The sequence below is a fragment of the Symbiobacterium turbinis genome (assembly GCF_055383075.1).
The window spans coordinates 1743993-1768594 of record NZ_AP042433.1 but is presented as its reverse complement, the minus strand read 5'-3'; the positions used below and the strand labels follow the sequence as shown (position 1 = coordinate 1768594).

Annotated in this window: 15 protein-coding genes; 11 read left to right on the top strand and 4 right to left on the bottom strand. The window is 59.2% G+C overall.

Annotated elements, in window-relative coordinates:
• Positions 1-2 precede the first annotated feature (2 nt).
• Together ACZ45O_RS08390 and ACZ45O_RS08385 are read left to right on the top strand one after the other, a co-directional pair.
• Positions 3-1454 carry a hypothetical protein gene (locus ACZ45O_RS08390; RefSeq protein WP_464857384.1) on the top strand — a complete coding sequence of 484 codons (1452 nt, stop codon included), beginning with the start codon at positions 3-5 and terminating at the stop codon, positions 1452-1454.
• Positions 1444-6084 carry an FtsK/SpoIIIE domain-containing protein gene (locus ACZ45O_RS08385; RefSeq protein WP_464857382.1) on the top strand — a complete coding sequence of 1547 codons (4641 nt, stop codon included), beginning with the start codon at positions 1444-1446 and terminating at the stop codon, positions 6082-6084. The genes ACZ45O_RS08390 and ACZ45O_RS08385 overlap by 11 nt, the downstream gene beginning before the upstream one ends.
• Positions 6085-6321: 237 nt before the next feature.
• Here the strand turns inward: ACZ45O_RS08385 and istB are convergent, their stop codons facing one another.
• Together istB and istA are read right to left on the bottom strand one after the other, a co-directional pair.
• Positions 6322-7077: an IS21-like element helper ATPase IstB gene (gene istB / locus ACZ45O_RS08380; protein ID WP_464857380.1), complete on the bottom strand. Its 756-nt coding sequence runs from the start codon at positions 7075-7077 to the stop codon at positions 6322-6324.
• A gap of 3 nt (positions 7078-7080) precedes the next feature.
• Positions 7081-8607: an IS21 family transposase gene (gene istA, locus ACZ45O_RS08375; RefSeq protein ID WP_011194407.1), complete on the bottom strand. Its 1527-nt coding sequence runs from the start codon at positions 8605-8607 to the stop codon at positions 7081-7083.
• A gap of 274 nt (positions 8608-8881) precedes the next feature.
• Here istA and ACZ45O_RS08370 point away from each other — a divergent pair, with 274 nt between their 5' ends.
• From ACZ45O_RS08370 to ACZ45O_RS08330, 9 genes are all read left to right on the top strand, one after another.
• A complete protein-coding gene (locus ACZ45O_RS08370) occupies positions 8882-9034 on the top strand; it encodes a hypothetical protein (protein WP_464857378.1) in 153 nt (50 codons plus the stop codon).
• 332 nt (positions 9035-9366) lie between these two features.
• Positions 9367-10488 (top strand): hypothetical protein, encoded by a 1122-nt coding sequence (locus ACZ45O_RS08365; RefSeq protein ID WP_148205508.1) that lies wholly within the window; start codon positions 9367-9369, stop codon positions 10486-10488.
• A 154-nt stretch (positions 10489-10642) separates the two neighbouring features.
• A complete protein-coding gene (locus tag ACZ45O_RS08360; RefSeq protein ID WP_464857376.1) occupies positions 10643-12259 on the top strand; it encodes an ISL3 family transposase in 1617 nt (538 codons plus the stop codon).
• A 27-nt stretch (positions 12260-12286) separates the two neighbouring features.
• Positions 12287-12631, top strand: a complete 345-nt coding sequence (locus ACZ45O_RS08355) for a DUF3024 domain-containing protein (protein WP_464857374.1) — start codon at positions 12287-12289, stop codon at positions 12629-12631.
• A 589-nt stretch (positions 12632-13220) separates the two neighbouring features.
• Complete coding sequence (locus tag ACZ45O_RS08350; RefSeq protein WP_043713963.1) at positions 13221-14444, top strand: IS256 family transposase; 1224 nt, start codon at positions 13221-13223, stop codon at positions 14442-14444.
• 1004 nt (positions 14445-15448) lie between these two features.
• Positions 15449-17134, top strand: a complete 1686-nt coding sequence (locus tag ACZ45O_RS08345) for an ImmA/IrrE family metallo-endopeptidase (protein ID WP_464857372.1) — start codon at positions 15449-15451, stop codon at positions 17132-17134.
• A 239-nt stretch (positions 17135-17373) separates the two neighbouring features.
• Complete coding sequence (locus tag ACZ45O_RS08340) at positions 17374-18570, top strand: copper amine oxidase N-terminal domain-containing protein (RefSeq protein ID WP_464857371.1); 1197 nt, start codon at positions 17374-17376, stop codon at positions 18568-18570.
• Positions 18571-18585: 15 nt separating this feature from the next.
• Positions 18586-21105, top strand: a complete 2520-nt coding sequence (locus ACZ45O_RS08335; RefSeq protein WP_464857369.1) for a hypothetical protein — start codon at positions 18586-18588, stop codon at positions 21103-21105.
• 579 nt (positions 21106-21684) lie between these two features.
• Complete coding sequence (locus ACZ45O_RS08330; RefSeq protein ID WP_464857367.1) at positions 21685-22272, top strand: hypothetical protein; 588 nt, start codon at positions 21685-21687, stop codon at positions 22270-22272.
• A 39-nt stretch (positions 22273-22311) separates the two neighbouring features.
• Here ACZ45O_RS08330 and ACZ45O_RS08325 read toward each other — a convergent pair whose 3' ends face one another.
• The gene (locus tag ACZ45O_RS08325) at positions 22312-23148 is read right to left on the bottom strand and encodes an ExeA family protein (protein WP_464857365.1); all 837 of its coding nucleotides are present in this window, start codon (positions 23146-23148) and stop codon (positions 22312-22314) included.
• Positions 23149-24537 (bottom strand): DDE-type integrase/transposase/recombinase, encoded by a 1389-nt coding sequence (locus ACZ45O_RS08320; protein ID WP_464857363.1) that lies wholly within the window; start codon positions 24535-24537, stop codon positions 23149-23151. It lies immediately after the preceding gene.
• Positions 24538-24602: the final 65 nt, after the last annotated feature.

Below are 24602 nucleotides of genomic sequence, written 5' to 3'. Positions count from 1 at the left end.
GCTTGTTGGTTATTAGTGATATTCGGGGAGAGGTCGACAATAAATATGTTGGCCTGAAGCCAGACACAACGAGTGTGAAGCCTGTTCACATTGCGAACGGGCTCTTACGGACGCTCGTCGGTCGGACCGCAGAAACGCGAATGCTGAATGCATTTGTAGTGCTTCAGAAAAACGACGGCACCATTCCCAGAGGGCACGACCTGGAAACGGTTTATCAGTGGTTACTTGATAACAACAGGATTCTTCCGAACGAAGTTACGAGAGAGGAAATCAAGAAACTTCGACCGCTGCTGAGGAAAGTCGTTAATGCGGATGAAGGAGTCTACCTCCATAAGGACAGGATGGAGTCTTACACCGCGGGATATTGCCAATTCTTGTCACGAGATCGCATAGCTCAAAGCGGTGGTGAACTTGTCGGGGCGTGGCTACGGAAGATCGGTGCAGAGCTGAAGGAGTGCGCTTTGGATTCCGTTTTGGATCCAAGTGATCCCATATCGTTGCTTTGTCTGCCCATACTGGAAGATGCTGAAGCTCCTGTTCAAGAGGAAGTGGACTGGGATCAGTTACCGTTCCTGAACAGGAATGTCCCCAGAGAATTCCGCGATTTGTGGGCAGGTTTGGCTGAAGCAGCGACTACCCTATCGCATCACCTTAGATCTCACCCCAATAAGCTTCTTCGCTTGAGATTGATCACGCTCTTTGCCTGCGTCGTACTAGTGCGCCACCTCACATCACTCGAGGGGTATTACGTTGCAGGCGCCGACCACGTGCTCCCGTTGCTGTTGGACTTCTCCAACGACGCGAACGACCCGGTTGCACGGGCTTCAACGATGACATACACCTACGCCTGTCAATCTCTAGTTCGATTCTATTCTTGGGCCTTTGGCGAATATCTCAAGACCTTGTATTCGCCACAAGAACTCGCTAGACTGGACCCTCCGACGTATAAGAAAGGGAAAGCAACTAAAGACGGCGGCGAGATTTGGAGCCTGGCCATCAGAGATCTACAGGGTTCGGACCAACCATACAGCGTGGCGGGGCAAGCGTTGTACGATATCTTGGCCATTGAGGCTGAAGCTGACCCAGTAAGGTATATGAGGCAACTCGGTCTTCGAAGCGGCCTTCTGTGGCCGCCAGAAAACCTACGACCAGCGAAGCGATTCGCCGTCCAGCAAGATCTGTTGGAAGTCCTAATCACGTGTACGGTAGAACCCGGCGAAGTACTAGACATGCCTACACTACAAGCACGACTGTGGGATCGCTTCGGCTTCCTAGTAGGTGGTCGGACCGAGGATATCGACAAGCTAGTACAAGCGGGTGTCTATCAAGCAGATGCCGACTCGCTCCGAGCTAATCGCGACCGCTTTGCAGCTAGACTTGACGGTCTCGGGTTCGCTCGACTGCTAGCTGACGGAGTCTTGCAGGTAGAACTGGAGGCAAGCCATGTTTCTTGATCGCGACGAATTAGTAGCGGGTGCACTTGCAGAGGCACTACAAAACGCCAAGATCGGGGTAGTTGCAAAAGGTATCAGTGGAATTCGTCCTCTGCAAATAGCAAGTCGACTTTCCACCTCAACCCAGGATCTCCATGTCGCTATTGTGGGGTATCCGTCCGGTGGCGCATATCCAGACTCGGTCACTGTCAGTACAAACATCGAGGACGCTGTGAGCTGGAGAAGTACGCCGGATCTTGCCGGCCGAATTGTCGTCTTCGTTGCTGACGATGCCCCGAAACTGCACTCTCTTGGAGACCTTGACACTCTTGGCGAAAGGGATATTGCCAAGTACCTTATCAAGCGCGCTGAACAGGAACTCTTCGAGAATGAACCACAGAAACGGTTCTGGAGAGCTTTGTCCGAGGTTTCCGCGACCTTCCCACTCGAGTTGATCGAACAGTTTGTTGATGCTGTCCATGCGAATAGATCACGGGTCGACGCCATCCCTACTAATCTGTGGCGGTTGGGGCTCCTACGTGATTACCAGGTACTTGATCACAAGAAGGATCCAAAGCAGCGTCTTATCCGCAATCGCGAACTTCTAGTCGAAATGGCCCTGTTGTCCGAACGGAGCAGAAAGCGCATAGCCATGGTCCTGGCCAACGCCCAGGAACCCCAGCGTAGTCGTCTACGTGAGGCCTTTGCTCACCTTAACGCCTTCTATCGCAGGAGGAGCAAAGAGTCCCTCCAGCAACTGGACTTGGAGACGGTTGAAGAGTTGATTAGGGCAGGAAAGCCCCTGCCGAAAAAGGCGTCCCGCCCTGATCATGACTCATCAGACACCGATGCAGGAACCAGCGGTACCGAGCCATCTGCCCCGTTGAGGGGAAAGAAGCTGGCCGAAGCGATTGCGGAGTGCGTGTCTGAGTTTACCGACGACAGCGAGAGTGGCCTCCGCGAATTAGCCGAGGCACTCCGGCGCAAGTTGGCCAACCCAGAAGAAGGCCCAACAACAGCAGAGATAGGCCCGGGTTTCGGCGGTAGAACGATTGCACTCGAACTGCCTCCAACCGATCTTACTGCGTTGTTCTCCGGCGCGTGTTCTGAAGGACGTTGGGGTGGTGTACTTCGGACTTCCCGGTCCACCTTGAAAGACGCCCTCCTCCACGCTTCGCTCGCTGACCTGAAGAGCTATAGTCCGACAGATCCCGGTCAGGGACTACTCGGTCAGTGCCTCTTCGCGCTTCTGCGTAACTTCGACCAGTACGTGGGGGACACGGTCTTTTCTGACGCAATAGACAAGCTTACTCGAGCGCGCGAAGAACTCATAGCACACACTGACCTCCTCTTGTCCTATCCATTCGTAGTCCTGGGTGGAAACCGAGAGGTCCGAAAGGCCCTTGACGAATACCTATCCGCCTATGAGATGCTTCTCAGAGGCCTTAGGCAGCATGAAGGACGCCTCCATGAGAGAGATGCTGAGGCTCTACGATACGTAATGACCGAGCTCCTGCGCCTTGACGTAATTTACGTACGTACTCCGTCCGAGTGGAAAGCCGTTCTAACTCCACTCCATCCCTTCCACCTTTGGAAGTACCGGGAGATTCTGCGCGAAGTCAGTAGCGAGGATCGGGATCTTACAGAAGAAGAACGGAAGCAACTGGCTCAAGCACTCCCCAATCTGCCACATCTCGTTCACTTCCTGGTCGTTACCCCCCAGGTGACAGGGGGGCAACCAGTCATCTTACCCCAAGCCGGTACCATCGAATCACTTCCGACATTCGAAAACCACACTAATCGGTACCTTGGGGCAGACGGAATCGAGTTGTTGCCGGATATCCTGAAGCGTTTCTTGATCGCCAATCCATTCGCCAGACCTCAGCTCAGACTAGGACTCGTGGATGTACCGGATCTCAAGGCAACGCTCACTCTTCTGGCACAGTTCTTCGAAGAGAGCAAGTGCCTCCAGATCCTTGCGGATGTCTACTTCACAAGAGGTCAAAATGCTAACGCCGACTTGGGCCAGTTGGATTTCGAAGACCGGGATCACGAGCTGGCTCAGTTACTACGCGCAGGCCAAATCGTAACTCGAGCGCATAGCTGCAAGAGTGTAGAGGAAGCAGTTTCAGAGCTTCAGAAACGGCCGGTACACGTCGCCGTATTCTTTGACCAAGCACAGTACCACATAGGCCAAGCCCCCAGGGCCCGCAAACTGCTGGTGAGCCCCTTAGTGGTAACCTACCACTACGAGTTCAGCGAGACGTTCCACAAAGGTACAATCTCCCCTTCGTCTGAAGCTGACGAGGGAATCTTCTCGGACTACCATTTTGTCATCGAACGAGCTGCCTTGCTGCCTGCAGGGCAACAACTTCGCCTACAGCACGACCAGACAGCAGACCTTCGACCCATCAACGGTCTCCTATCATCAAAAGCAGCGTCGTGGTTGGTCATAGCTGACCGGGACCTAACGCCGTACAGTCCGGACTCGGCTGTGCCACTCGGTGAGCGACGAGTTGGGCAACGCGAAATCGGCGTATGGGCTCCTCCCTCAAGTCGTACAGTGGGCCAACTCGTGGAACTTCTGCGCCGTTACAACTTGCGACCCAATGTAACCATAGTTGCGCAGCTGATCCAACGTTTCGGGCACATAGCAGCCGGGGGGATGCTCTCACTTCCGGGCCAAGGCACTCCGTCTCAGACTCGTGAACGCCAGGAGAAGGCCTTCATGGGCACTGTGCTCGCGGCCGCCTGGTACCGAGCGCGGTACCCCGACTCGCTAATCGCCTCACTCGACTCCAATCTGGCCCGGATATGGCTCGGGAGTAGGACCGAGAGTGGTCAACGCGCCGATCTGATCGGACTGCGCGTAGACCACGATGGTGCGATAGTGATTGAACCCATCGAAGTCAAGACTCACGCTGATGGAGCAGAGGTCCGAATTGAGCGGACCGAACTTGGCCTGACTCTGGTTGGACGGGCTATCGATCAGCTGCGCGCGACCATAGACGCGCTGGAACCAATCTTTGCTAACGAAGACCACCAATCCCTGTTTGTCCCAGCAAAGCGCGAAGTCCTGAAGTACCAACTCTACAGAGAATGCTTCAGAGACGTACACGATCCCATGTGGAAGCGGGACTGGTACCACCGTCTTCAGAGCGTCTTTGCTCGCCCTTGCACCATAAGCATTCGTTTCGCGGGCTTGGTCATCCATGTTCAGCCTGAGGAGAACACCTCGAGGCCAGAGGTTCAGGATTCGGTCTCTCCCCTTAGGCTGGTCACTCTGGGAGCCCAAGAAGTCCAGGCTTTGCTGTCTAGCCAGTCACTCGAGAGTGCAGTCCCGGAGCCTCATGTGAATCGTGCCCATGCTGCCGACGGAGGCGAAAGCGCGGGGGTAACGGAGCCCTCGGCAACTCGCACTGCCGCTGAGCATGACTCAGAATACGGTTCACACACTGTGAATCAAGATGGTAATACGCCTCCACCCCCGCTCACTGGAGATCCCCACGCCCCTTATGCTGTCGAAGTTAGCGACAGTGCGAATTCCTCAAACAGGAACTTGGAAATCGAAGACCTGGTGAGATCCTTCCGGCGAGCATGCCAGTCTTATCGCATTCAGGTGGCCGACTGCGATCCCAATCAGGCAGTAGTCGGGCCGTCCGTGATCAGACTCTACGTCAAACTAGCGAGAGGGCAACGGCTCGATCCACTGCGGGAAGTACTGCCTGACATCGGACGGGAAATGCAGCGAACCGGCCTGATTGTAACCGTGCTGCCTCACACGGACTTGATCGCCCTCGATGTACCTAGACTCGACCGCGAGCGGGTACCCCTCACAAGAGCGTTGCAAACAATTCCCAGCATCAATTCTCCCGAAGAAATGCCCATTCCGATCGGGGTTACTCCCGAAGGTGAAGACGTCATCCGCGACTTGGGCGCCATGCCACATATGCTGGTAGGCGGCACCACTGGAGCGGGCAAGACTCGCTTCCTATGGGGGGTATTGCTCGGTCTATTGAGGACGCACCCAGAGCCGAAGCAGCTTAGGTTGTTCCTCTCCAGCTCGAAACCGGAAGACTTTAGCTTCTTTGATGGCTTGCCTCATTTGGAAGGCGGCAGCGTTATCTACGATGCTGACGAAGCGATTGAAGTTCTTACTAAGCACGTAACCCAAATTCTTGATGAGAGGGGGCCATTCCTCACTCAGCACCACTGCACCAAGATCCAAGACTACAATCGAAAGTATCCTGACAACCCGCTCCCCCCGCTTGTGGTGGTGGTTGATGAGTTCGCAGATCTCGTTGATCAGCTTGGTCGCCAGCGCAACGCCCGTGAAGAGTTCTACAAGAACATTCGTCGAGTTGCGCAACTGGGGCGGAGCAGAGGAATACACTTGGTTCTGTGCACCCAGCGACCCAGCGCTGACCTCGTGCCTACCAATATTCGGAACCTGATGAACGTTCGTGTGGCCCTGCGCGTCAACGACGTAACAGCGTCACGCATGATTCTGGAAGCGCCCGGAGCCGAGCAATTACAGTTCCACGGGGACCTTCTCCTTAAAGAGCATGACCGTCTTGTCCGCGCACAGGGATATACGATCGAGCCAGAGGAGTTGATTGAGGAACTACAGCGAATTTCCCCAATCCGGTAGACCGTTAAATGTGGGGGCGTCGCGGATCGTCCCCTCGCGTACCGTCTACACGTATCAGGTCCTGGGCACAAGAGCAGGTCGTGCCCAGGACCTGATGCGTATTCCGGTCAAATCGACCAGTGATTCCGGTTCAAGCCGACCACCGGTTCTGATCCAAGTCGACCGCCGTTTCCGATTTCATCCGGCCAGCGCGGTGGCACTGAGGGGATGGAGCGAAGTGGCGATGGCTGGGCAGCGCTAGCCCATGGTTAACTCGGATGTCTGGAGGTTCGCTATCTTCCGCATGGATTCCCCCTTCAGGTTCAGTTTGTGCGCACCATGTACCAGGCGGTCCAGGATCGCATCGGCTACGGTAGCGTCGCCGATCACACTGTGCCACGTTTCGATCGGCAACTGCGAGGCAATCACTGTCGACCGTGCCTGTGTACGATCATCGATGACTTCGAGAAGGTCTCGGGATTCCGCCACAGAGATGGGAGCGAGACCCCAGTCGTCCAGAATTAACACATCCGTCCGGGACAGGGTGTTGAGGATGCGGCGAAGGGAGCCGTCAACCCACGCGGTAGCCAGCTCGGCAAGGAGTCGCGGCACCCGGTAGTAGCGAACGGTGTAGCCGTGCCGGCAGGCGGCGTTGCCCAGAGCGCACGCGAGAAACGTTTTCCCCACACCGGTGGGTCCAACAATCAGGATGTGCTGGCCGTACTCGACCCACTGGCATGCGGCGAGGCTCCGCATGACGGTTCGGTCCAGGCCGCGCGGATGCTGGTAGTCAACATCTTCCATGCATGCGGCCACGCGGAATTTCGCCTCTTTGAGAAGCCGAGCCAGGCGCCGGTTTTGCCGGTCGAGCCATTCCTGATCCACGAGGAGTTCCAGACGTTCCTCGAACGACAGGGACTGGAGTTCAGGTTGCCGCTGTTGGCGCACCAGGGCGTCAGCCATGCCGCGAAGCCGCATTTCCCGAAGCCTTTCAATCGTCGTCTGCAAGGGCATTCGTTACGGCCCTCCCCCTGCGTAATAGTCGGGGCCCCGCAGATTGGGATGCACCGGAGTGGCCTGGTTGTCCGGCGGGCCAGGCAGCGGCGCTTGATCGAGGTTATGGGCCAGGATGGACTTCACACTGCTGTAGCTGAACGTCCGGGCCGCACATGCCCGAGCGGCGGCCGCTTCGAGACGGTCGGAGCCATACTTCCTGGCCAGGTGGATGATGCCAAGGCACGACCGGAAGCCCTGCTCCGGATGCGGCTTCTCCTCCAGGATCGTCACCACCAACTGCGCCGTGTGGGGTCCGACCGATTCCGCCCAACGCCGCAACTTGGACGGGGTCCATTCCCGATGCCGGCGGTGGGAGGCTGGCATGTGCTGAATCTGGGTGACGGACCGTCCACGGCCGGTCGCCCGTGGATGGCAGGCTACTCGTTTTCCCCGGTGCAAGATTTCCACCAGGCCGTCCGTGAGGCGGATATCCACCGTCTCCCCAACCAACGGGTACGGGACACTGTAGTAGTTGCGGTCGACCTCGACATGGTAGTCGAGATTGACCTTGGCTTTCCGCCACTCAGCAAACTCATAACGCTGCGGCGGTAAAGGGCGCAACGCCGGCTTGTCCAGCGTTTCGTACAGGCTCCGGCGCGTTCCTTCGAGTTTTTGGAACGGTCGGTCGTTGAGTCTGGCCACGGCCTCTCGAATTGCCCGGTTCGCGTCGTGAAGACTGAAAAAGGTGTGGTTCCGCAGGGCGGCAAGAATCCAGCGCTCCACCACCAGGACCGCGTTTTCGACTTTCGCCTTATCCCTGGGGCTGCGGGGTCTTGCCGGAATGACCGCAGCGCCGTAATGGGCCGCCATTTCCTGATAAGCCGGGTTGAGATCCGGTTCGTAGCGGCAAGCGCGGGTGACGCCGGCCTTCGGATTGTCCGGCACGATGATCTCTGGAACGCCACCGAAGAACTCCAGGGCGTCGCAGTGGGCTTTGATCCAGGAACGCAGGTCCTGAGCCGGATAGGCCTTGGCAAAGGTGTAATTGCTGGCCGGCAGAACGGCAACAAAGATCGGAGCCTGCCAAACCTCTCCCGTCTCGCGGTCATGAATGGGCACGGTATCGCCGGCGAAATCCACCTGCATCTGCTCACCTGCCCGATGCGGTTGCCGGAGAACGACATCGAGCTTGGAACGCCACTGCCGGTATCGCTGGCAGAACTGGCTGTACTGCAGCCCATCTGGATGATTCTGCTTATATTCCCACCACAGGAGCTGCAGGGTAACCCCTTTTCGGGCCAGTTCCCGGTGGATGTAGGCCATGTCTGGCAAGGGCCGCTCTACTAGCCCTTGGGGGTTTCCTGGGTAAAGCTTGGCCTCAAGTTCTGCGTCGTCGATGTTCGGCAGCGGCCAGGAAAGGCCGGAGCATTCAAACCGCCGAAGCATGTCCAGCACGGTGCTGTGCGAGATCGAGAGGCTCCGGGCAATCTGCCGGGCGGAGAGCCCGACCTCCCACTTCAAGCGAAGGATCTCTCTGATCTTGCGCATCGACAACCTCCGATTTGCCAAGGCTTGCCCACGTCCTCTCGTGTGGAGATGTTATCCACAATTCGGGAGGAGCCGGCAAAACCCTGTAATGGTCGACCATGCCGCTTCGCTCTAGGATTCGAGCCGGTCGATTTGGGCCGGAATGGGCGGTCGACTATCCCCGCAAACGGTGGTCGATTTCATCCGTAATAAGTGGACGGATTCGACCGGAATGAGTGGTCGAATCCGTCCGGAATACGCAAGGGCGGGCCGCACATTTGTTGCTTCATCCGTCATGGAGGCCAGGGTGTCCGCCCTGGAACGAACGGTGACCCAGCACGACAAACGGATCGGCACACTGGACAGACTGCAGACGACCACCGAGGCCACCGACGCTGCCATGCAGCAGGACATCGGCGAGGCGAAAGAGGCGGCCCAGCACTTGTGACCACTTCCGCTCCGCCCAACTTGCAACCACGTCGCCGCACCATCAAGACACCTCCCCCATGATCACCGAACGCCGCCCCGCCTTACTAGGGTCTGCGCAAAATGCTACTGTATAAATCGAAACACCAAACCACGTTCATGGGTGTTCGATGCCCGTTTGAACGGGTTAGTTCATGTGTCATGGGACACCCAAGATCTTCCAGTCCTCGATTTTCTTCGAAGACGGGTCGACCCCAAGAGGGCTTGCCCTCCGCCGATGAGTTGCAATTGATGGTTTTGTCCGCTAGCATGAAATTGCGGGTCTAATGCTTTGGCGAATGGAGGGAGATGGGAGTGCGAGCGAGGCTCGTTTCAGGAATGTTGGCGCTGCTACTACTGATCGGCGGATGTGGTCAGGTAGATGCTGCTGGGCTTGTGGAGGAGTACCTGACAGCCCTCACCATCGGCGACTTTGACCGGGCTGCTCAACTCAGCACGGAGGCGTTGGTTGAACTGAACGGCGATGACAGTGCTGAAGCCCGGTTTGTCCAGACCTATTTGGCGCAGGTTCGTTTTACTGTGCGTGAGGCGCAAAAAGAGGACGACGACCGCTATCGTGTGCCGGTAGAACTAATCGCACCAGACCTAAGGCCGATTGTGGGCCGTGTCTTGGCGAATCTTCTCGGCGAGGCATTTGCCAGTGCGTTCATGCTTACACCTTTGGATGAGAAAACTATGACACAACGCCTGGTCGATTCCCTAACCGCAGAGATCACCAGATCAGATGCGTCAACCATTACCGTCGAGCGCACAGTCATGGTGGAAAGAATCGACGGGCAGTGGAAGGTCACCACGCCGGTGTTCGCCGAAAGCGGCCTCTTGGACATTTTCGATGACGGTTTTCTGGCGAACAGTTATGCCGAGGAAAGCAGGGCCCGCCGGGCCGAGAGTTTGCGTAGGCGCATCGCAGCAATCGAGGAGCAGCTCACAGAGCTGCGGCGGGACAGGGAGTTTGCCGAACAGTCTCGGTCTAAGTTGAGTAAGTTCGTCGTGTCCAACGCCAAGTTCTACTGGGCAGTTGACGGGTGGTGGGAGGAACCTGTCATCGAACTCACTGTCCAGAACAACACCGAGTTCCCAGTAGCGCGAGCCTATTTCCATGGCCGCCTCGTGTCCCCGGGTAGATCCGTCCCGTGGGTCGAGGAAGATTTCAACTACGCCATTCCCGGAGGTATTGAACCCGGTGAAATCCAGACGTGGAAGTTGGTTGCGAACTCTTTCAGCACTTGGGGTTCGGCTCCAAGAGATCGGGACGACTTGATCCTGGAGGTCGAAGTCACAAGGCTTGACGGGCCAAACGATCAGGTCCTGTTAGATGCCGAGTTTCCCGATTACAAGGCAGAGTGGTTAGCAGACCTGGAAGCGGACTTGGCGGAGCTTCAGGAAGAACTGCGTGCACTTAGAACCGAGGAGTGAATAATCATCCCCGGCTCAAAGGTTGGAGTCCAACCTCGTGGTGCTAAAGCAGCGACTGCATTAGCAGTGGCCATTTGGAAACTCCTAGTGGTGTCACCATCAACAAACACCCCGAGAGGAGGCAGTCATTGCTATACTTAGGGCAAGCCCTGCAATGGAAGGGATTGCCTGCGAAGTGTTGGCAGCTTATTTCCCCGGCTTTGACGTGGTCAGTGTTGTTGCGACTGAAACGGGTACCCAGATAACAATCAGGTTAGAAAGTGGCGGAGGCTCTTGCCCTGATTGCGCGTTCGAGAGCCGGAGCGTTCACAGCACCTATGAGCGCAAGCTTCGCGACTTGCCAATCCTTGGTCGACCTGTAGTCGTGTTGGTCCAGGTGCGGAGGTTTCGGTGTAAGAATCCGCGTTGCCCCCGGAAGACATTTGCTGAGTCGCTTGGGCTCTTTGCTCGACCGCATGCCCAACGCACGGAGCGTTTAACAATGCAATTGCTGTCGCTGGTCCTCACGACAAGCAGCAGGACCGCTGCTCGCCTGGCGGAGCAGATGGGCATTCAAACTAGTCCTCGTACCCTCCTGCGAACGGTTAATCGCAAGGAACGGTCGGTAAGTGCCCCTCGAGTCCTTGGAATTGACGATTTCGCTCTACGGCGGGGCCGGACATATGGTACCGTACTGTGCGATCTTGAATCCGGACAACCCGTCGATATTCTGTTTGGACGAAACGCGGAAACAGTGTACGATTGGCTCAAGAAACATCCGGGCGTGGAGATTGTCGCCCGGGACCGGGCGACTGCTTATGCGGAAGCCGTGCGACGAGCCGCTCCGAACGCCGTCCAGGTGGCAGACCGTTTTCACCTAGTACGAAACGTCAGCGAGGCGTTCCAGGAAGTCGTGGACCGCAGGGTATGGGTTCTCCCAGAAAGGGCGGTTGCGGCAAAGCATCCGGCTCATCCGCCAGCGCAGGAGACTGCACGCAAATCCAAGCCGCCTACGAAGGCTCAGCAGGCACGACAAGCAGCGGCCGAGCGACTGCGAAGGCGGTACGAAGAAGTTCACCGGCGGTATGCGAATGGGGAGTCGATCCGGGCGATTAGCCGGGCCACGGGGCTGGACCGGAAGACCGTTGCGAAATACGTGAGGTCCTCTGATATTCCCCAGCGAGCGCCGCGGCCCAAAGTTCGTAGAAAAATCGATCCCTATCTTTCTCATTTGGCTGAACGCTGGCAATCGGGTTGCCGGAATTCCCGGAAGCTCTACGAAGAGATCCGCGAACAGGGATACAGCGGATCATACTCAATGGTTCGCCACGAACTTACTCGCTGGCGCGCCCATGGCGGGCCCGCTTCTGGTCCCGAAACGGGTTCCGCCGGGCAGCCTTACGCGTGGAAAGACGTACGGTGGGCTCTCCTTTGCCCACCCGAGCACCGGACCAACAAGCAGCAACAAATTGTCGAACAGGTGCTGACACTGAATCCTGAACTCGACCTCGCTCACTCGCTGTTGCAACGCTTTCGCCATATGCTCCGGGAGCACCAGGCTGATGAACTCGATCAGTGGCTGGCGGACGCAGCGGGTAGCGGCTTATCCCCATTTGCGCGCCTCGCCAGGACGTTTACGGCCGATAAAGACGCGATTCTTGCGGCGATCGAATTGCCTTGGAGTACCGGACCTGTAGAAGGGATCATCACGCGAATCAAGTTCATGAAGCGGCTCGGCTACGGTCGCGCAAGCCTTGCGCTTCTCCGGGCCAGAGTTCTCGGTGTCCGGTAACTGGTCGAGCATGGTGGGGGAGTCCACATGTCAGTGCCTGACGAGATTCTCCGCGCGGAGCAAGTAATCTACAACTTCTGCCAGCTCGCGGTGCCACCAGACATGCGAAATCACTATCGCCTCGAATTCCGAACGCGCGGTCAGACCATCACGGTTTATGAGAGCCGGCCATCCTGGATTCCAACCATACACCGCTGGTTGCGAACACCTGTCGCCCAGTTTCGCCTGGATCCACACCGGAAAACCTGGACTCTGTACCGAGCAGACAGAGCCGGTCGATGGTTTGTTTTGGAGGAGATTCCCCCATCCCCAGACGTCAGTGAGTTACTAAATCGCCTCCATTTAGGACCATCGGGCATCTTCTTCCGATAATGCGGCATCGTCGGTTGCACGAAAGCTGACGAAGACCCCTAAAAGGGAGCCATTTGGGGGCCATTTGATCACGTAAAAGTGAGCCACCTCAATCTTCCAAACCTGTAAACTGGGATGTACCGCATTTCCAGTTTGCAGGGGTGAAAGGATTGAAGATCGAGATGGCTCATGTTGAGCGTATCAGATGGCTCCTTCATGTGGAAGGGAATGTTGTTGCCCGGATTATTTGTCAACATGTGCTGAGCATCGTGCGCTTGTGTAGGACAGAGAATATTGAAGATAGAATTATCAGGAGAGGGGCTGTCCTCTCCGTTTTCGTACGACAGGGGACAAATATGAGAGCCTGCCCAGGCCTGTGACTTGGCTGTCCACCTGGGCAGGCTCTCCCCACAGGGCGGAGTGCACCTGTGTATGTGTACCTTACTTCCCCTGGGTCAGAACGTCCAGACCTATCTTTCGCAAAGTTAGAGTCCAAAGTAGTGGTGTAAATTCCCCGGACCTTCCGGTGGGAGGGGCTGCTTGACATAAGTGGCCACCTTTGGGTTCCATGCGAAGTAGGAGCAATACATCGCAAAGGGGGAACCCGCAGGTGACCAACTTTAGGATCGCATTGGAGGAGCTTCTGCGCAAGTCCGGTGTGGACGACGTGGATTTCCTCCGGGAAGGAGTTCGGGTGCTGGCTCAGGGTCTCATGGAACTGGAAGTATCGCAGCAGATTGGCGCTGAGCGGTACGAACGGTCGTCTGAGCGCAGCAACTACCGCAACGGCTATCGGGAACGTCAGTGGGATACGCGGGTCGGGACGATCGATCTGCAGATCCCCAAACTCCGGAAGGGGTCCTACATGCCAAGCTGGCTCGAACCTCGCCGACGGGCCGAGAAGGCCTTGGTGGCTGTGGTTCAGGAGGCTTACATTCAGGGGGTCAGCACCCGGAAGGTAGATGAGTTGGTGCAGGCCCTGGGGATGACCGGCGTGAGCAAGAGCCAGGTCTCCCGGCTTTGCGCCGAGTTGGACGAGGTGGTTGAGGCCTTTCGCAACCGACCGTTGGAAGGGCGCTACCCTTACGTTTGGCTGGATGCCAAGTACGAGAAGGTTCGGGAGAACGGCAGGGTCTCCAGCATGGCCCTGGTGATCGCCATGGGTGTACGAGAGGATGGCGAACGGGAGATTCTGGGGCTAGACGTGGGTCCCAGCGAAGATGGGGCCTTCTGGACCGCGTTTTTGCGGCAGCTGGTCGCTCGGGGCCTCAAGGGCGTGCTTCTGGTGATCAGTGATAACCACGTCGGTCTGCGTGAAGCGATCCGAACCGTGTTCAGTGGCGCCAGCTGGCAGCGCTGCCGGGTTCACTTCATGCGGAATCTGCTCGGCTATGTGCCCAAGAACCTGCAGTCCATGGTGTCGGCTGCTGTGAGGACCATCTTCGCACAGCCGGACCAGCAGGCAGCGAAGTCTCAGCTAGCCGTTGTGGTCGAGAACCTGCGGAAACAGTTCCCCCGGGCGGCCCAACTGCTGGAAGATGCCGAGGAGGACATTCTGGCTTACATGGCCTTCCCGACTGAGCACTGGCGGCGACTGCACTCCACGAACCCCCTGGAACGGCTCAACAGAGAGATCGGCCGGCGGACGGAGATCGTGGGCATCTTCCCCAACAGAGAAGCTCTGATCCGCCTGGCCGGAGCCGTCATGATCGAGCAACAGGAAGAGTGGATGACCGCCCCACGAAGATACTTCAGCCAGGCGTCCATGGCGAAACTGTACGCCCATGACCCGAGCCTCGGCCGTCCTGAACTTTTGCCGCTGAGTGCCGACTAGAGCAACTACAATGCTGGAACCCGATTTACACCACTTGACGGGACTTGATCCGGAGTTGCCCAAGCGTGTCCAACCTGTTTGGTGATCATCGTGCTGGTTCAAACGACGTCTCCACCGGGGCTGGTTCGAAGTCGAGCAGGACATCGACAGCGGTGAGATCATCGAAATAGGGTATCTACAGGAGTCAAACTAGTCGATGGAGAAAATGGAATACAAGAACTAATTGGAGGGAATGCGCTTGAGTGACTGCACTCGCTGCCATCCCCAGGAAGGTCCGATCATAAGTAATCTTCGTGGCAATGTACAGCCCGCGGATTTTGAGCGGGACTCCTATGCCGCTGTAGCCGAAACGACACAGCCGCTCAACGGTACGATCGTGTATCACTACTTTCCTGCCAAAGCCGAGGGTGGAGAACCCTTGTGGAAGATCATATACGTAGAGAAAGCGATTGGATCCAGGGCGAGGTGCATGACCGAGACCGAGATTGCCATGAGCGTGTCGAATGCCTCGGCCGAGCATCGACCGCACTACGGGGACGGGGCCTACTGTACACTCCATGCCAACTTTGTTAGCGCCTGCGAAGCGGTGCAGTATGCACACGGTTTGGACCCTCATTTGTGTACATACCGTGCGGTCCTGGCCATCGAACGGCAAGAACAGTTTCGGAAATTTTCATCGACTGGTGGGGTCATGCGCAGCATTCCTAATCAGGAGTTCCTAAGAAAGGATGAACTGATTAAAATAGGAGATGCTACTGGAGAGGCGCGGCTCCTGTGGATCGAGGCCTATTCACATGGAGTTTGGAGGCGAGTGTCGCTTAAGAAGGGTGAAAGCGGTGCAGATCAATCGCGCGAGTATTCCGATGGGTCCAGGATCATACGATAGGGTGCTTGAACTATTGCAACGCACTTTGGACCCTAGTGCATCGAGCTTCCTCCAATTACTTCGTGAAGTCGCACACCGCGTGGATAGAGACTGGGGACGCTTGCCTTGGACAAGAGGCATGCTGGTATGGCTGAATAATCAGCCGCCAGCAGTTCAGCGGCGTGTTCTTAAGCACCTAACTGACATCAGTGCACAAGATGCCATGCCGGATGCGGCCCGGGGTGCCACGCTCCTACTTCTTGCTTGGGCCGATAATACGCCAGATTTCGATGACCGACTACTCTTTCACTTGGCATCTGAAGCTGGGTCGGCTGAGGTCAAGCGCATGGTTGGGGCGTACCTCTTGGCGACTCCCCGAACGCGTTCCAACGCGCTAACAGATCTGGCAGCGGTCCCAGAGCTCTCGGAAATGGTGCGCGAGCAGAGGGATGTACAATCAAGTATGGCGGTATGGCAGGCCCTGGTTAGGGAAGTCGCTGCCAATCCCGAAAGTCCAAATTTCAACGTAGTGCTGCTGCAGGTCGAAAGTCGGTCTGAGCTCCACTTTGATCTCCGAAATGGTCTGCTGGACGTGTTTGATGGCATGCCACCCAAAGAACAGGGTGCACTTGTCCGGCTTCTGCTTGCCAACCTGGAAAACCGGTCTGAGCTTTTCCAGTTGTTCGCCCTTGACTTGCTTCAATATCCGCCATTTCTTGAAACTGCCAGACAGCAGTTGGGGTACCGCCTTGAACGGCAATTGCGCCGTCTGGAGTACTCCTCGCCGTCTGCGCGAATTCGCAGCTACGCGGCAACCTTGCTCACACAGTGGGAAGTCAGTGCCACGAGCGTTATTGATGTGGCGGCCCGCGGCTGCATCGAACTGGTTGAAGTAGTTGGCCATCCCAGTGTAACCGAGGCTGTGAAGGCAGCACAGAAGTGGTTTCGTGAGCTAGATGTGATGCAGATTGAATCGATCCCGCATAACCCTCGATGGGACCCAGAGGATTACGCACACGCGGCCTTGCAGTTGCTCGGACCGCACCAAACCTTCCCGGTAGACATCAGGCGGTTGTGTACCGCCTTGGGGTGCTTTCTCCACGGGACCCGTCTACCTGAGGAGATCGACGGACTGATTATCCAGCGGCCAGGATTGCCGGGCCCTATCATTCTGTACAATAGTGCGAAGAGCGATACGCGCAAGCGGTTTACGATTGCGCACGAATTGGGCCATGCGGTGCTGCCTGGCCACACGGGATATACAGTTCACGCTTCAGTTGTCTCCGAACCAGCTGAACCCCGAAGACAGGACTCGAGTGAGAGGGAAGTGGCCGCTGCTGCCGAACGCTCGACCCGAGTTGGCTCGGAGTGGGAAACAGAGGCAGATCGATATGCAGCTGCGCTGCTGATGCCGCCGAAATGGTTTGGAAAAGCCGTTTGGCGCACGCCGATGACTTTGGAAGGGTTACTCAACTTAGCCGCCCAGTTTGGGGTTTCTGTAACAGCGGCTGCTTTTCAGGCGATTCGACTGACCCACGAAGCCGTGGCTGTCGTGTACATGGTGCACGGTGTGGTGCGTTTTCAGAGAATGACCGATGATTTCCGCGAAACGGTTGGGCCAGCAACTGCGATCTTGGAATGGATCGGTGATGCTGCTATCGCTTCCAGACTGCGCCACACTAAAGAGGTCGGCATGGTCCGCAAGGGCACTGTGCCCGCGTCTGCCTGGTTAGATCGGCCGCAAGTGGCGGAGGTCCATGAGCAGTCAATGGTGACCCACCCGGATCATGTGCTGACCTTGCTCACGCCCGTTGAAGAGGACTGATGACCAGTGGTTGCAGTATTGCGGGCTACGGAAACAGGACGCCCTGGGTGGTGACCGGAGCGGGGCCGTGGTCTCCCTTTACAGGCAGACCACGACCCCTGGTGTGTGAAGGCAGAAACTGGGGCGCTACGATACTGAAGGAACACGGTTCCGAGAGCCTCGACTTGAATCCCTGGGAGAACTTGGACCCAGGGGTTTTCGTATTGGATATGTGAGAACCACTTCGTGGGGGAGTGTCAATGGAGATGCAGTGGGGACTTACACGCCGGTCCATCTGGCTGGCCTGGCTGGCGCTCGCCGTTCTGCTGCTTCAGGCTCCAGTCGGTGCGGGGGCTTCGGAGGAAGCGGGACTTGAAATCGAGATAGCGGAGTACCCGGCTGGGAATTACGATCCGGGCCCTGGCTGGCCGGAGGGCTGGTCGCCGCCGCCGGCTCCGGAGGAGATGTCGGAGCGGATGCGGGCTGTGGTGGAGCAGGAACTCAGGGAGCATCCAGACAGGTACGATGGGTACGAATGGTGGGTCTGGGAGCCTTTGCCTGCCTGGACGCAGGAGTATCCCTGGTACTGGGAGGAGGACTGGATGCGCTGCGGGACGACGATACACGTCTTCGCCTATCCAAAGCCGGACACGCAGTTGATCTGGGAGGTCTTTGGCCGAGATTATGGGTGGTCACGGCTGCTCCTGAAGCCGTGTCGGTATGAGCCCATCAAGTCGATTACGGAGACCATCGAGCTCAGTGAGGAAGAGAAGCTGGCTGAGGGCAGGGGCATCGAGTACGAATACTGGATGGACAAGTCTCACCCAGGGTTGGGTCGGGATTATGGGTATCGGCACGAGGGCAATCCCGATGAGATCTACGTCTTCCTCAACTTCGGTAACGCCAGCAGCCATTTCGACACGCCTGCGTATTTGGACACCACCGTCAATCGGGTGAGGGTGCCGATCCGCTTTATCAGCGAGATGATGGGCGCTGATGTTGCGTGGGATGAGGCGAACCGGCAGGTAACGATCCACTTCCCTGCCGTTACCCGTGTGGTAATGAAGGCGATCCCGGCGCCTGGATATGACTACCCCGACCTGATCCATCCGGAGACGCATCTGCCCGATCCGTACCGCTTCCTGCTGGAGGAGCGGACCGTCAGTACACCGGAGCGAACGATCGTGTTGACAATCGACCAACCGGTAGCGGTGGTTGATGGCCTTGAGGTTCCGCTGGATGCTCCGCCGGTGATACGGAACGACCGCACAATGGTGCCCGTTCGGTTCATCGCTGAGCAGATGGGAGCGAAAGTCTACTGGGTTGGCGCCGAGCCAATTTACCGTCGGGAGGACGGAAGCCTGTCGGGCAGCTATCAAGTTCACATCTTCACGCCGTTCTTCCCCCTGTACGAGTACCCGAGCTGGTATCTGGAGAACCGGGCTGTGCGGTACTGAGGGGGTGGGCAAAACATGAGGTGGCAACGGTGGGTTGCGGCGATGGCGATGCTGTTGGCCCTGACGCCGCAATCGGTGGCGGCGGCCGGAGACTGGATTACCAAGGGTGGCTCGCCGCAGCGTACGTCAGCCATATTCGACTCACACGGATTAATTGAGTTGACGGAACACTGGGCGACAAGCCCCTTGGGCGAGAGTGCGGCACAGCCCGTGGTGATCGATAGGGTCATTTACCACTTGGCGGGTGCTTACCTGTGGCAGTTGGAGTTGGATGGACTTAATTGGCTGATCGGAGACCCTGTTGAGGTCCACGATCCGATAAAGGGCAAGGCAATTGAGTTCAACGTGGCACCCGGAGGCGCTTTCATCGCTCCGCAGTCCAGTCCCAGCTACAGTCCCGCGACCGGTGTCCTCTATTTCGGCACCGGCTACGGCTGGCTCTGGGCGTATCACACCAGAGAGGGATGGGCTCAGCCGGCAGAGTTGGGTATCGGTTGTCCCATCGTGGGCTCCCCGGTGGTGATCCACGATCAGGGGCGGGACATCGTGGTGGTAGCGGACCGGCCCAACTACCCCGGGGAGGAGAGCCTGCCCGAAGGGCGGCCGCTATGCCCCCGTAATCACGGTAAGGTCTGGGTGGTTCAGGGTTTGGATCAACTCAACGGATTTGTTCGGCGGCAGGTCTACGAAGCTGCCCCCACCAAGCGCGACGAGGACGGCTTCGGTGGCTTCATCACCCCGTCTGCAGTGGCAGCGCCGCTCCACGGCCAGAACCCCAGCTTCGTCATCGGTACAGACGGCTTTGAAGGCGGTCGGGCGATCCGGCTGGCCCTGGACCGCAACGACGACTATCGCCCCTACCGAGTCTGGACGGTGGACGGCTCCGCAGGGTTTGCAGGCAACTTCACATCTGACGGAACCCATGCCTATTGGCTGGATACACAGGGGCGACTCTGGGGAGCCAACCTGAGCGATGGTCTCGAGCCGGCGGGATGGAAAGGGCACATGGTGGACCTCCCTGCCCTCATCGGCGCCAAGAACGCGTTCACCAACACCGAACCCGCCGTCGTGGTCCAGCAGACCCCCGACGGCCCCGAGACCCACCTCTACATCACCCTGCGCAACTACACCGACACCGGCGTGGGCCTTCGTGACGGCCCCACCGGCAGCGATGGCGCGGTGGTCGCCATCGGCCCCGGCGGCGAGCTGAAGTGGTTCCGCAAGTTCGGCCCGGAGGAGCGGCTGGGCGAGCGGATGGCCTCCATGAACACCGCACCGCTGGCGCTGGTCAGCCGTGGGGCGCTCCTGTTCGGCGACGTGAACGGCTTCTTCTACAGCCTCGCGCTGGACACTGGGAACCCGGCCGGGGGCGACGCCAGGCCTGCGCTGATTCCACCGGAGGAGCGGGCGCCCACGGACCGGCTGTTTCTGCTGAAGCCAGGCGAGGCGCCCAACGTGGGACCGTACAGCTTCTCCCAGGTCTCGGGCGTGGGCGTCGATCCCGCCTTCGCCCACGGGCTCATGCTGGTGGGCGTCAACTACGAGGTGAACGGTGAGGCTTCCGGCCGGCTGGTGGCCTATCGGACCGGCGAGACCTACGACCTGCGGTGGCTGGATGCCCCGGGGCCCCTGGTGCTTGCGGAGGGTGAGCCGGCGGATCTGCATCCGCGGCTTCAGTTAGAGCTGACGTCCCGGACCTTGGCCGCGCTCTGCCCGAGCCCGATGGCCGTGCGGTGGTTTCTCACAGATGAAGGCGGGCAGCTAATCCGCGCCCTGGGAGAGGCGCCGCTGCCCGGCGATCTGGCGCCGGAGCAGCCCCACCCGGTGCCGCTGACGGTCACCCTCGCCGAGGGCGATCCGGCTGAGGGCCAGATCGTCGGCGTGATCGACCTGCCCTCGGTCTACGCGCTCAGCGCGCCGCACACGGCGAACCCGAGACTTGCGGTGGCCCGGTCCATCGCGTCCGCGCTGGGGCTTCCGGCGGAGAAGAGCTGTGCCGGGTCGGTGGCCGAGGTGGTGGAGCGGGAGGGGGAGCCCGGTCCGGAGGGCGGCCTCGCCAACAACGTGCTCATCGTGCCGTACAGCAGCCCGCAGCCGCCTGGTGAGCCCGACCATCCTGGCGGGGACGACGGGAACGGGAACGAGATCATCGACGACCCGTCGGTGGTGGATCTGGCCGTGCCGCAGGTGGCCGAGGCGGGTCGGCCGTTCGAGGTGGGCATCTACCTGGGGTATCAGAACAACTTGGGCCGCAGCGAGATCCGGGTCCCGCTCCGGCTCTGGGCGCGGCCTGAGGCGGGCGGTCGGGCGCCGGCCGGAGGATGGCAGAAGGTGACCATCGACCAGATGCCCTGCTGCAGCTTCAAGGCGGGCACGATACCGGGGCTGACCGCCGGGATCTGGGAGATCATCGCCGAGATTGATTACCCGGCAGATACCCGGCTGGAGAACAACCGGGCGATCCGCCGGGTGGAGGTGCTCGATCTGCAGTCGGGCGGGAAAGGCGGTGCGGAGGGCGGCGCCATCACGGACTGACGGCTGTGCCATGCCGTCCGGTGCCTTTACAGCCGATGGGGTAACGGCGTGTCGGGAGCGGCTGTAAGCTGGCAGAGAATGTGATGCGACAGTAAGAATCCCGGACCGACGCCCAGGGGTTGGAAGTGGATCCGGGGTGGGATATACTGGAAGAGGAGCCTGATCGGCCGGTGCCCTCGAAAGGGGGTGCTAACGGATGAAGATGTATGTTGAGCTCGATCCAGCAGTGGTTCTCTGGGCCATCATCCTTCTCATCCGTCTAGCACTTGCCGCTAAGTACTAGCGGTTGCTGACGTTTGAGATGCGGCAGCCGTCGTTCCGATCTTGGGGCGGCGTCTGCAGGCTCCCGGGCGCTCACATTCGTGAGTGCCCGTTGTTAGTTTGGGTGAGGTGATCCGGTCTTATCCCGGCATAGGCGCTGCCCGCCTCCCCCTGAGTCGCTGTGCAGGAGCCTGTGGCCCCTGGGAGAACCCGAACCCAGGGGTTTTCGTATTGGATATGTGAGAACCACTTCGTGGGGGAGAGTCAACGAAGATGCAGTGGGGACTTACGCGCCGGCCCTTGTGGCTGGCTGGGCTGGTGCTCGTCGTTCTGCTGATTCAGGCTCCCGTGGGGGCGGGGGCTTCGGAGGAAGCGGAACTGGAAATCGAGATAGCGGAGTACCCGGCTGAGAATTACGATCCGGGCCCTGGCTGGCCGGAGGGCTGGTCGCCGCCGCCGGCGCCGGAGGAGATGTCTGATCGGATGCGGGCTGAGGTGGAGCGGATACTCCGGGAGCATGCGGATATGTACGACCGGTACGAATGGTGGGTCTGGGAGCCGTTGCCTGCCTGGACGCAGGAGTATCCCTGGTTCTGGCGGGAGGACAAGATGGGGTGTGGAACAACGCTGCACGTTTACGCTTACCCAGTACCTGACACCCAGCTCATTCTGCGGGAGTTCGGTCGGGATTTTGGGTGGTCGCGCCTGCTCTTGAAACCGTGTCGGTATGAGCCCATCAAGTCTATAACCGAAACGGTTGAGCTCAGTGAGGAAGAGATGTTGTTGCCCGCGCTATTTGGCAGTAACTTGATCGACGACAGTGTCGTCCGTCAACTGACGCGTTGTCTTGTCGCCAGAATTGGGGGCGGCCGGCCGGCCGCCCCTGTTGAGCTTTACACAGCGTAGCTTGTACCATTCTGGGTGCGACCCGTTTCCTCGGGCCGCTTACCACGGGCTGCTGCCCTTGGCGGTCTGCAGATCCTGCAGCTCAAACAGAACCCGGTCGACATTGGCCTCGTCCACAAAGCGCTGTTCACGGGAGCAGGCGTCCAGCAGGCAGTTGGTGCAGAGTGTGTTAATGACCCGGGGAAGCCCGCGGGACTCGGCGGCGATCTTCTGCAGCGCCTGTTCCGAGAAGATGTCGTGGTCGACACCCGTCCGGCGCAGATGGTGCCGGATGTACGCGACGGTTTCTTCCTCGCTCAGCGGCCCCAGATGGTACCGCACCTGAACGCGCTGGGCGATGGCTTCGAAGGTGCGCAGGCGGAGCATGCCGCGCAGTTCGGACTGGCCCACCAGCAGAAAGGTCATGGGACAGGCCGAATCCAGGTGGAAGTTGAGCAGGAACCGCACTTCCTGCAGCATGGCGTGCGGCAGCAGATGGGCTTCGTCCAAGACGATGACGGGCTGCAGCCCGTGCAGCCGGTAGCCGTCCAGGATGGTCTGCTCAAACAGCCGGCGGGCCTCTCGGCTCAGGAAGTGGTAGGGTGCGGCGACACCGAGCTGGGTGAGCACGTCGCGGTAAAAGGCCGTGGGCGTGAGCTTGGAGTCGGCAATGTAGACAAACGGATTCCGGCTGCGATCCAGCAGGTCGTACAGGGTACGGATCGCAGTGGTCTTGCCGGATCCCACCTCACCGGTGATGAGGCCGAACGCCCGGTGGCGCACGCAGTACTGGAGCCTGGCCAGCAGTTCCTGGTGCTGTGCACACGGAAACAGGTCGGCGGTCGGGATCTCCTTGCTGAAGGGCAGGACGCGAAAGCCAAAGAACGCGGCCAGCACTCAGTTCTGGCCCCCCTTCGGTTGCGTCAGCCGGGTGTAAGCGGTCTCACCCAGCCGCCTCCGCCGTTCGGTGTCATGCTGCTTCTTGGCCAGCGTGAGGAAGTTCAGGCCGGTCTTCGGTGCTGCTGCAGCTGGTTCGGGTGCGGGGGATACCGACCGGTGCCGGGTACGGTGCAGCTTTAGCGGGACGGCGTCGGCAAAGCGCTTCCCCTCGTGCCAGACCTGGATCTGGCTGAGGTCGTACGGGTCGTAGCGAAGCGTGACCTTCCGGCGGGCCAGGGCCGGGTCGACCTCGTATTGGTTGCGGTAGAGCGAAAAGCAGCCCGTCTGGTCCACCACGCGCTCCTCCTCCCAGAGGAAGACCTCACGGAGTGCACTGGGGTCAATTCGCCGCAGCGGCTCCGTGTCGCCCTCAAACCGCTGCCGCGGCGTCTGCTTGGTCACGCCGTGCACCCGGTTGTGGTACGCCACCTCCAGCCAGGCCCAGAACAGCTCGTTGAGCTGCTCCAGGGTCGCAAGCTGGCCGGCGGCGATGAGTTGCTGTGCCTCCGGCAGAAAGCTCTTCTGTACGGTAAGGAAGAAACGCTCGATCTTCCCTCGCCCCTGCGGTCGATAGGGCCGGGAATGGGTGAGGCGGATGCCCAGCCGGCCGCAGATGCGCGCCAGGTGCCGGGCGGAATAGATCGCCCCGTTGTCCACGTAGATACGCCGGGGGAGACCGTAGCGCAGGATGGTGCGTTTCAGGCAGTCCTCCAGGCGGGGCAGTTTCTCCTCCCAGTACATCTGCCCGTAGACGATGCGGCTGTAGTCGTCGATGAAGGCGATGAGGTAGACCTTGCGGGTCTTGCCGGGCCTGTCCGGATGCGGCAGGTTCAGGAGATGACACACGTCGCCCTGCCAGCAGTCGTTGCGGTGGGCCGCTTCAAAGCGCCGGAAGGTCGCCCTGCGCTTGCGGCTGAGCATGGCCTTGCGGCTGTAGCCCGCCCGCACCAGATGCTGCGACAGGGTGGATCGCCGGAGCAGCCCCGGCGGAACTACGCCGGCTTTCTCCAGGGTGTCAATGATCTGCTGCACGCTGCGCTCCGGCACTTCCCGCCTGGCAGCGATGGCGTGCTCCAGAATCTCCGGTGTGATGACACGGCCCTTGCGGGCGTCGTCCCGCACCTTGGGTTTCAGCCCGTCGAAGCCGGCCTGCCGGTAGGCGGCGATCCAACGCTCCAGGGTGCGAACGCTGACCCGGGTCTTGTCGCTGTGCGGAATCTGGTGGTGCTGGCGGGTGATTTGCAGCAGAATCCGCCGCCGTTCGAGCCGGGTCACATCCTCTGCCACAACCGGTGCGATGAGCTGCCACCGAAAAGCGGCAATCTCGTCGCGCTGCTGTTCGTCCATGGTGAGTCCCTCCCTTGCCAGGTTGGCGTCATTGTGGCACGCCAACCTGCGGGAAGGCGACGGAC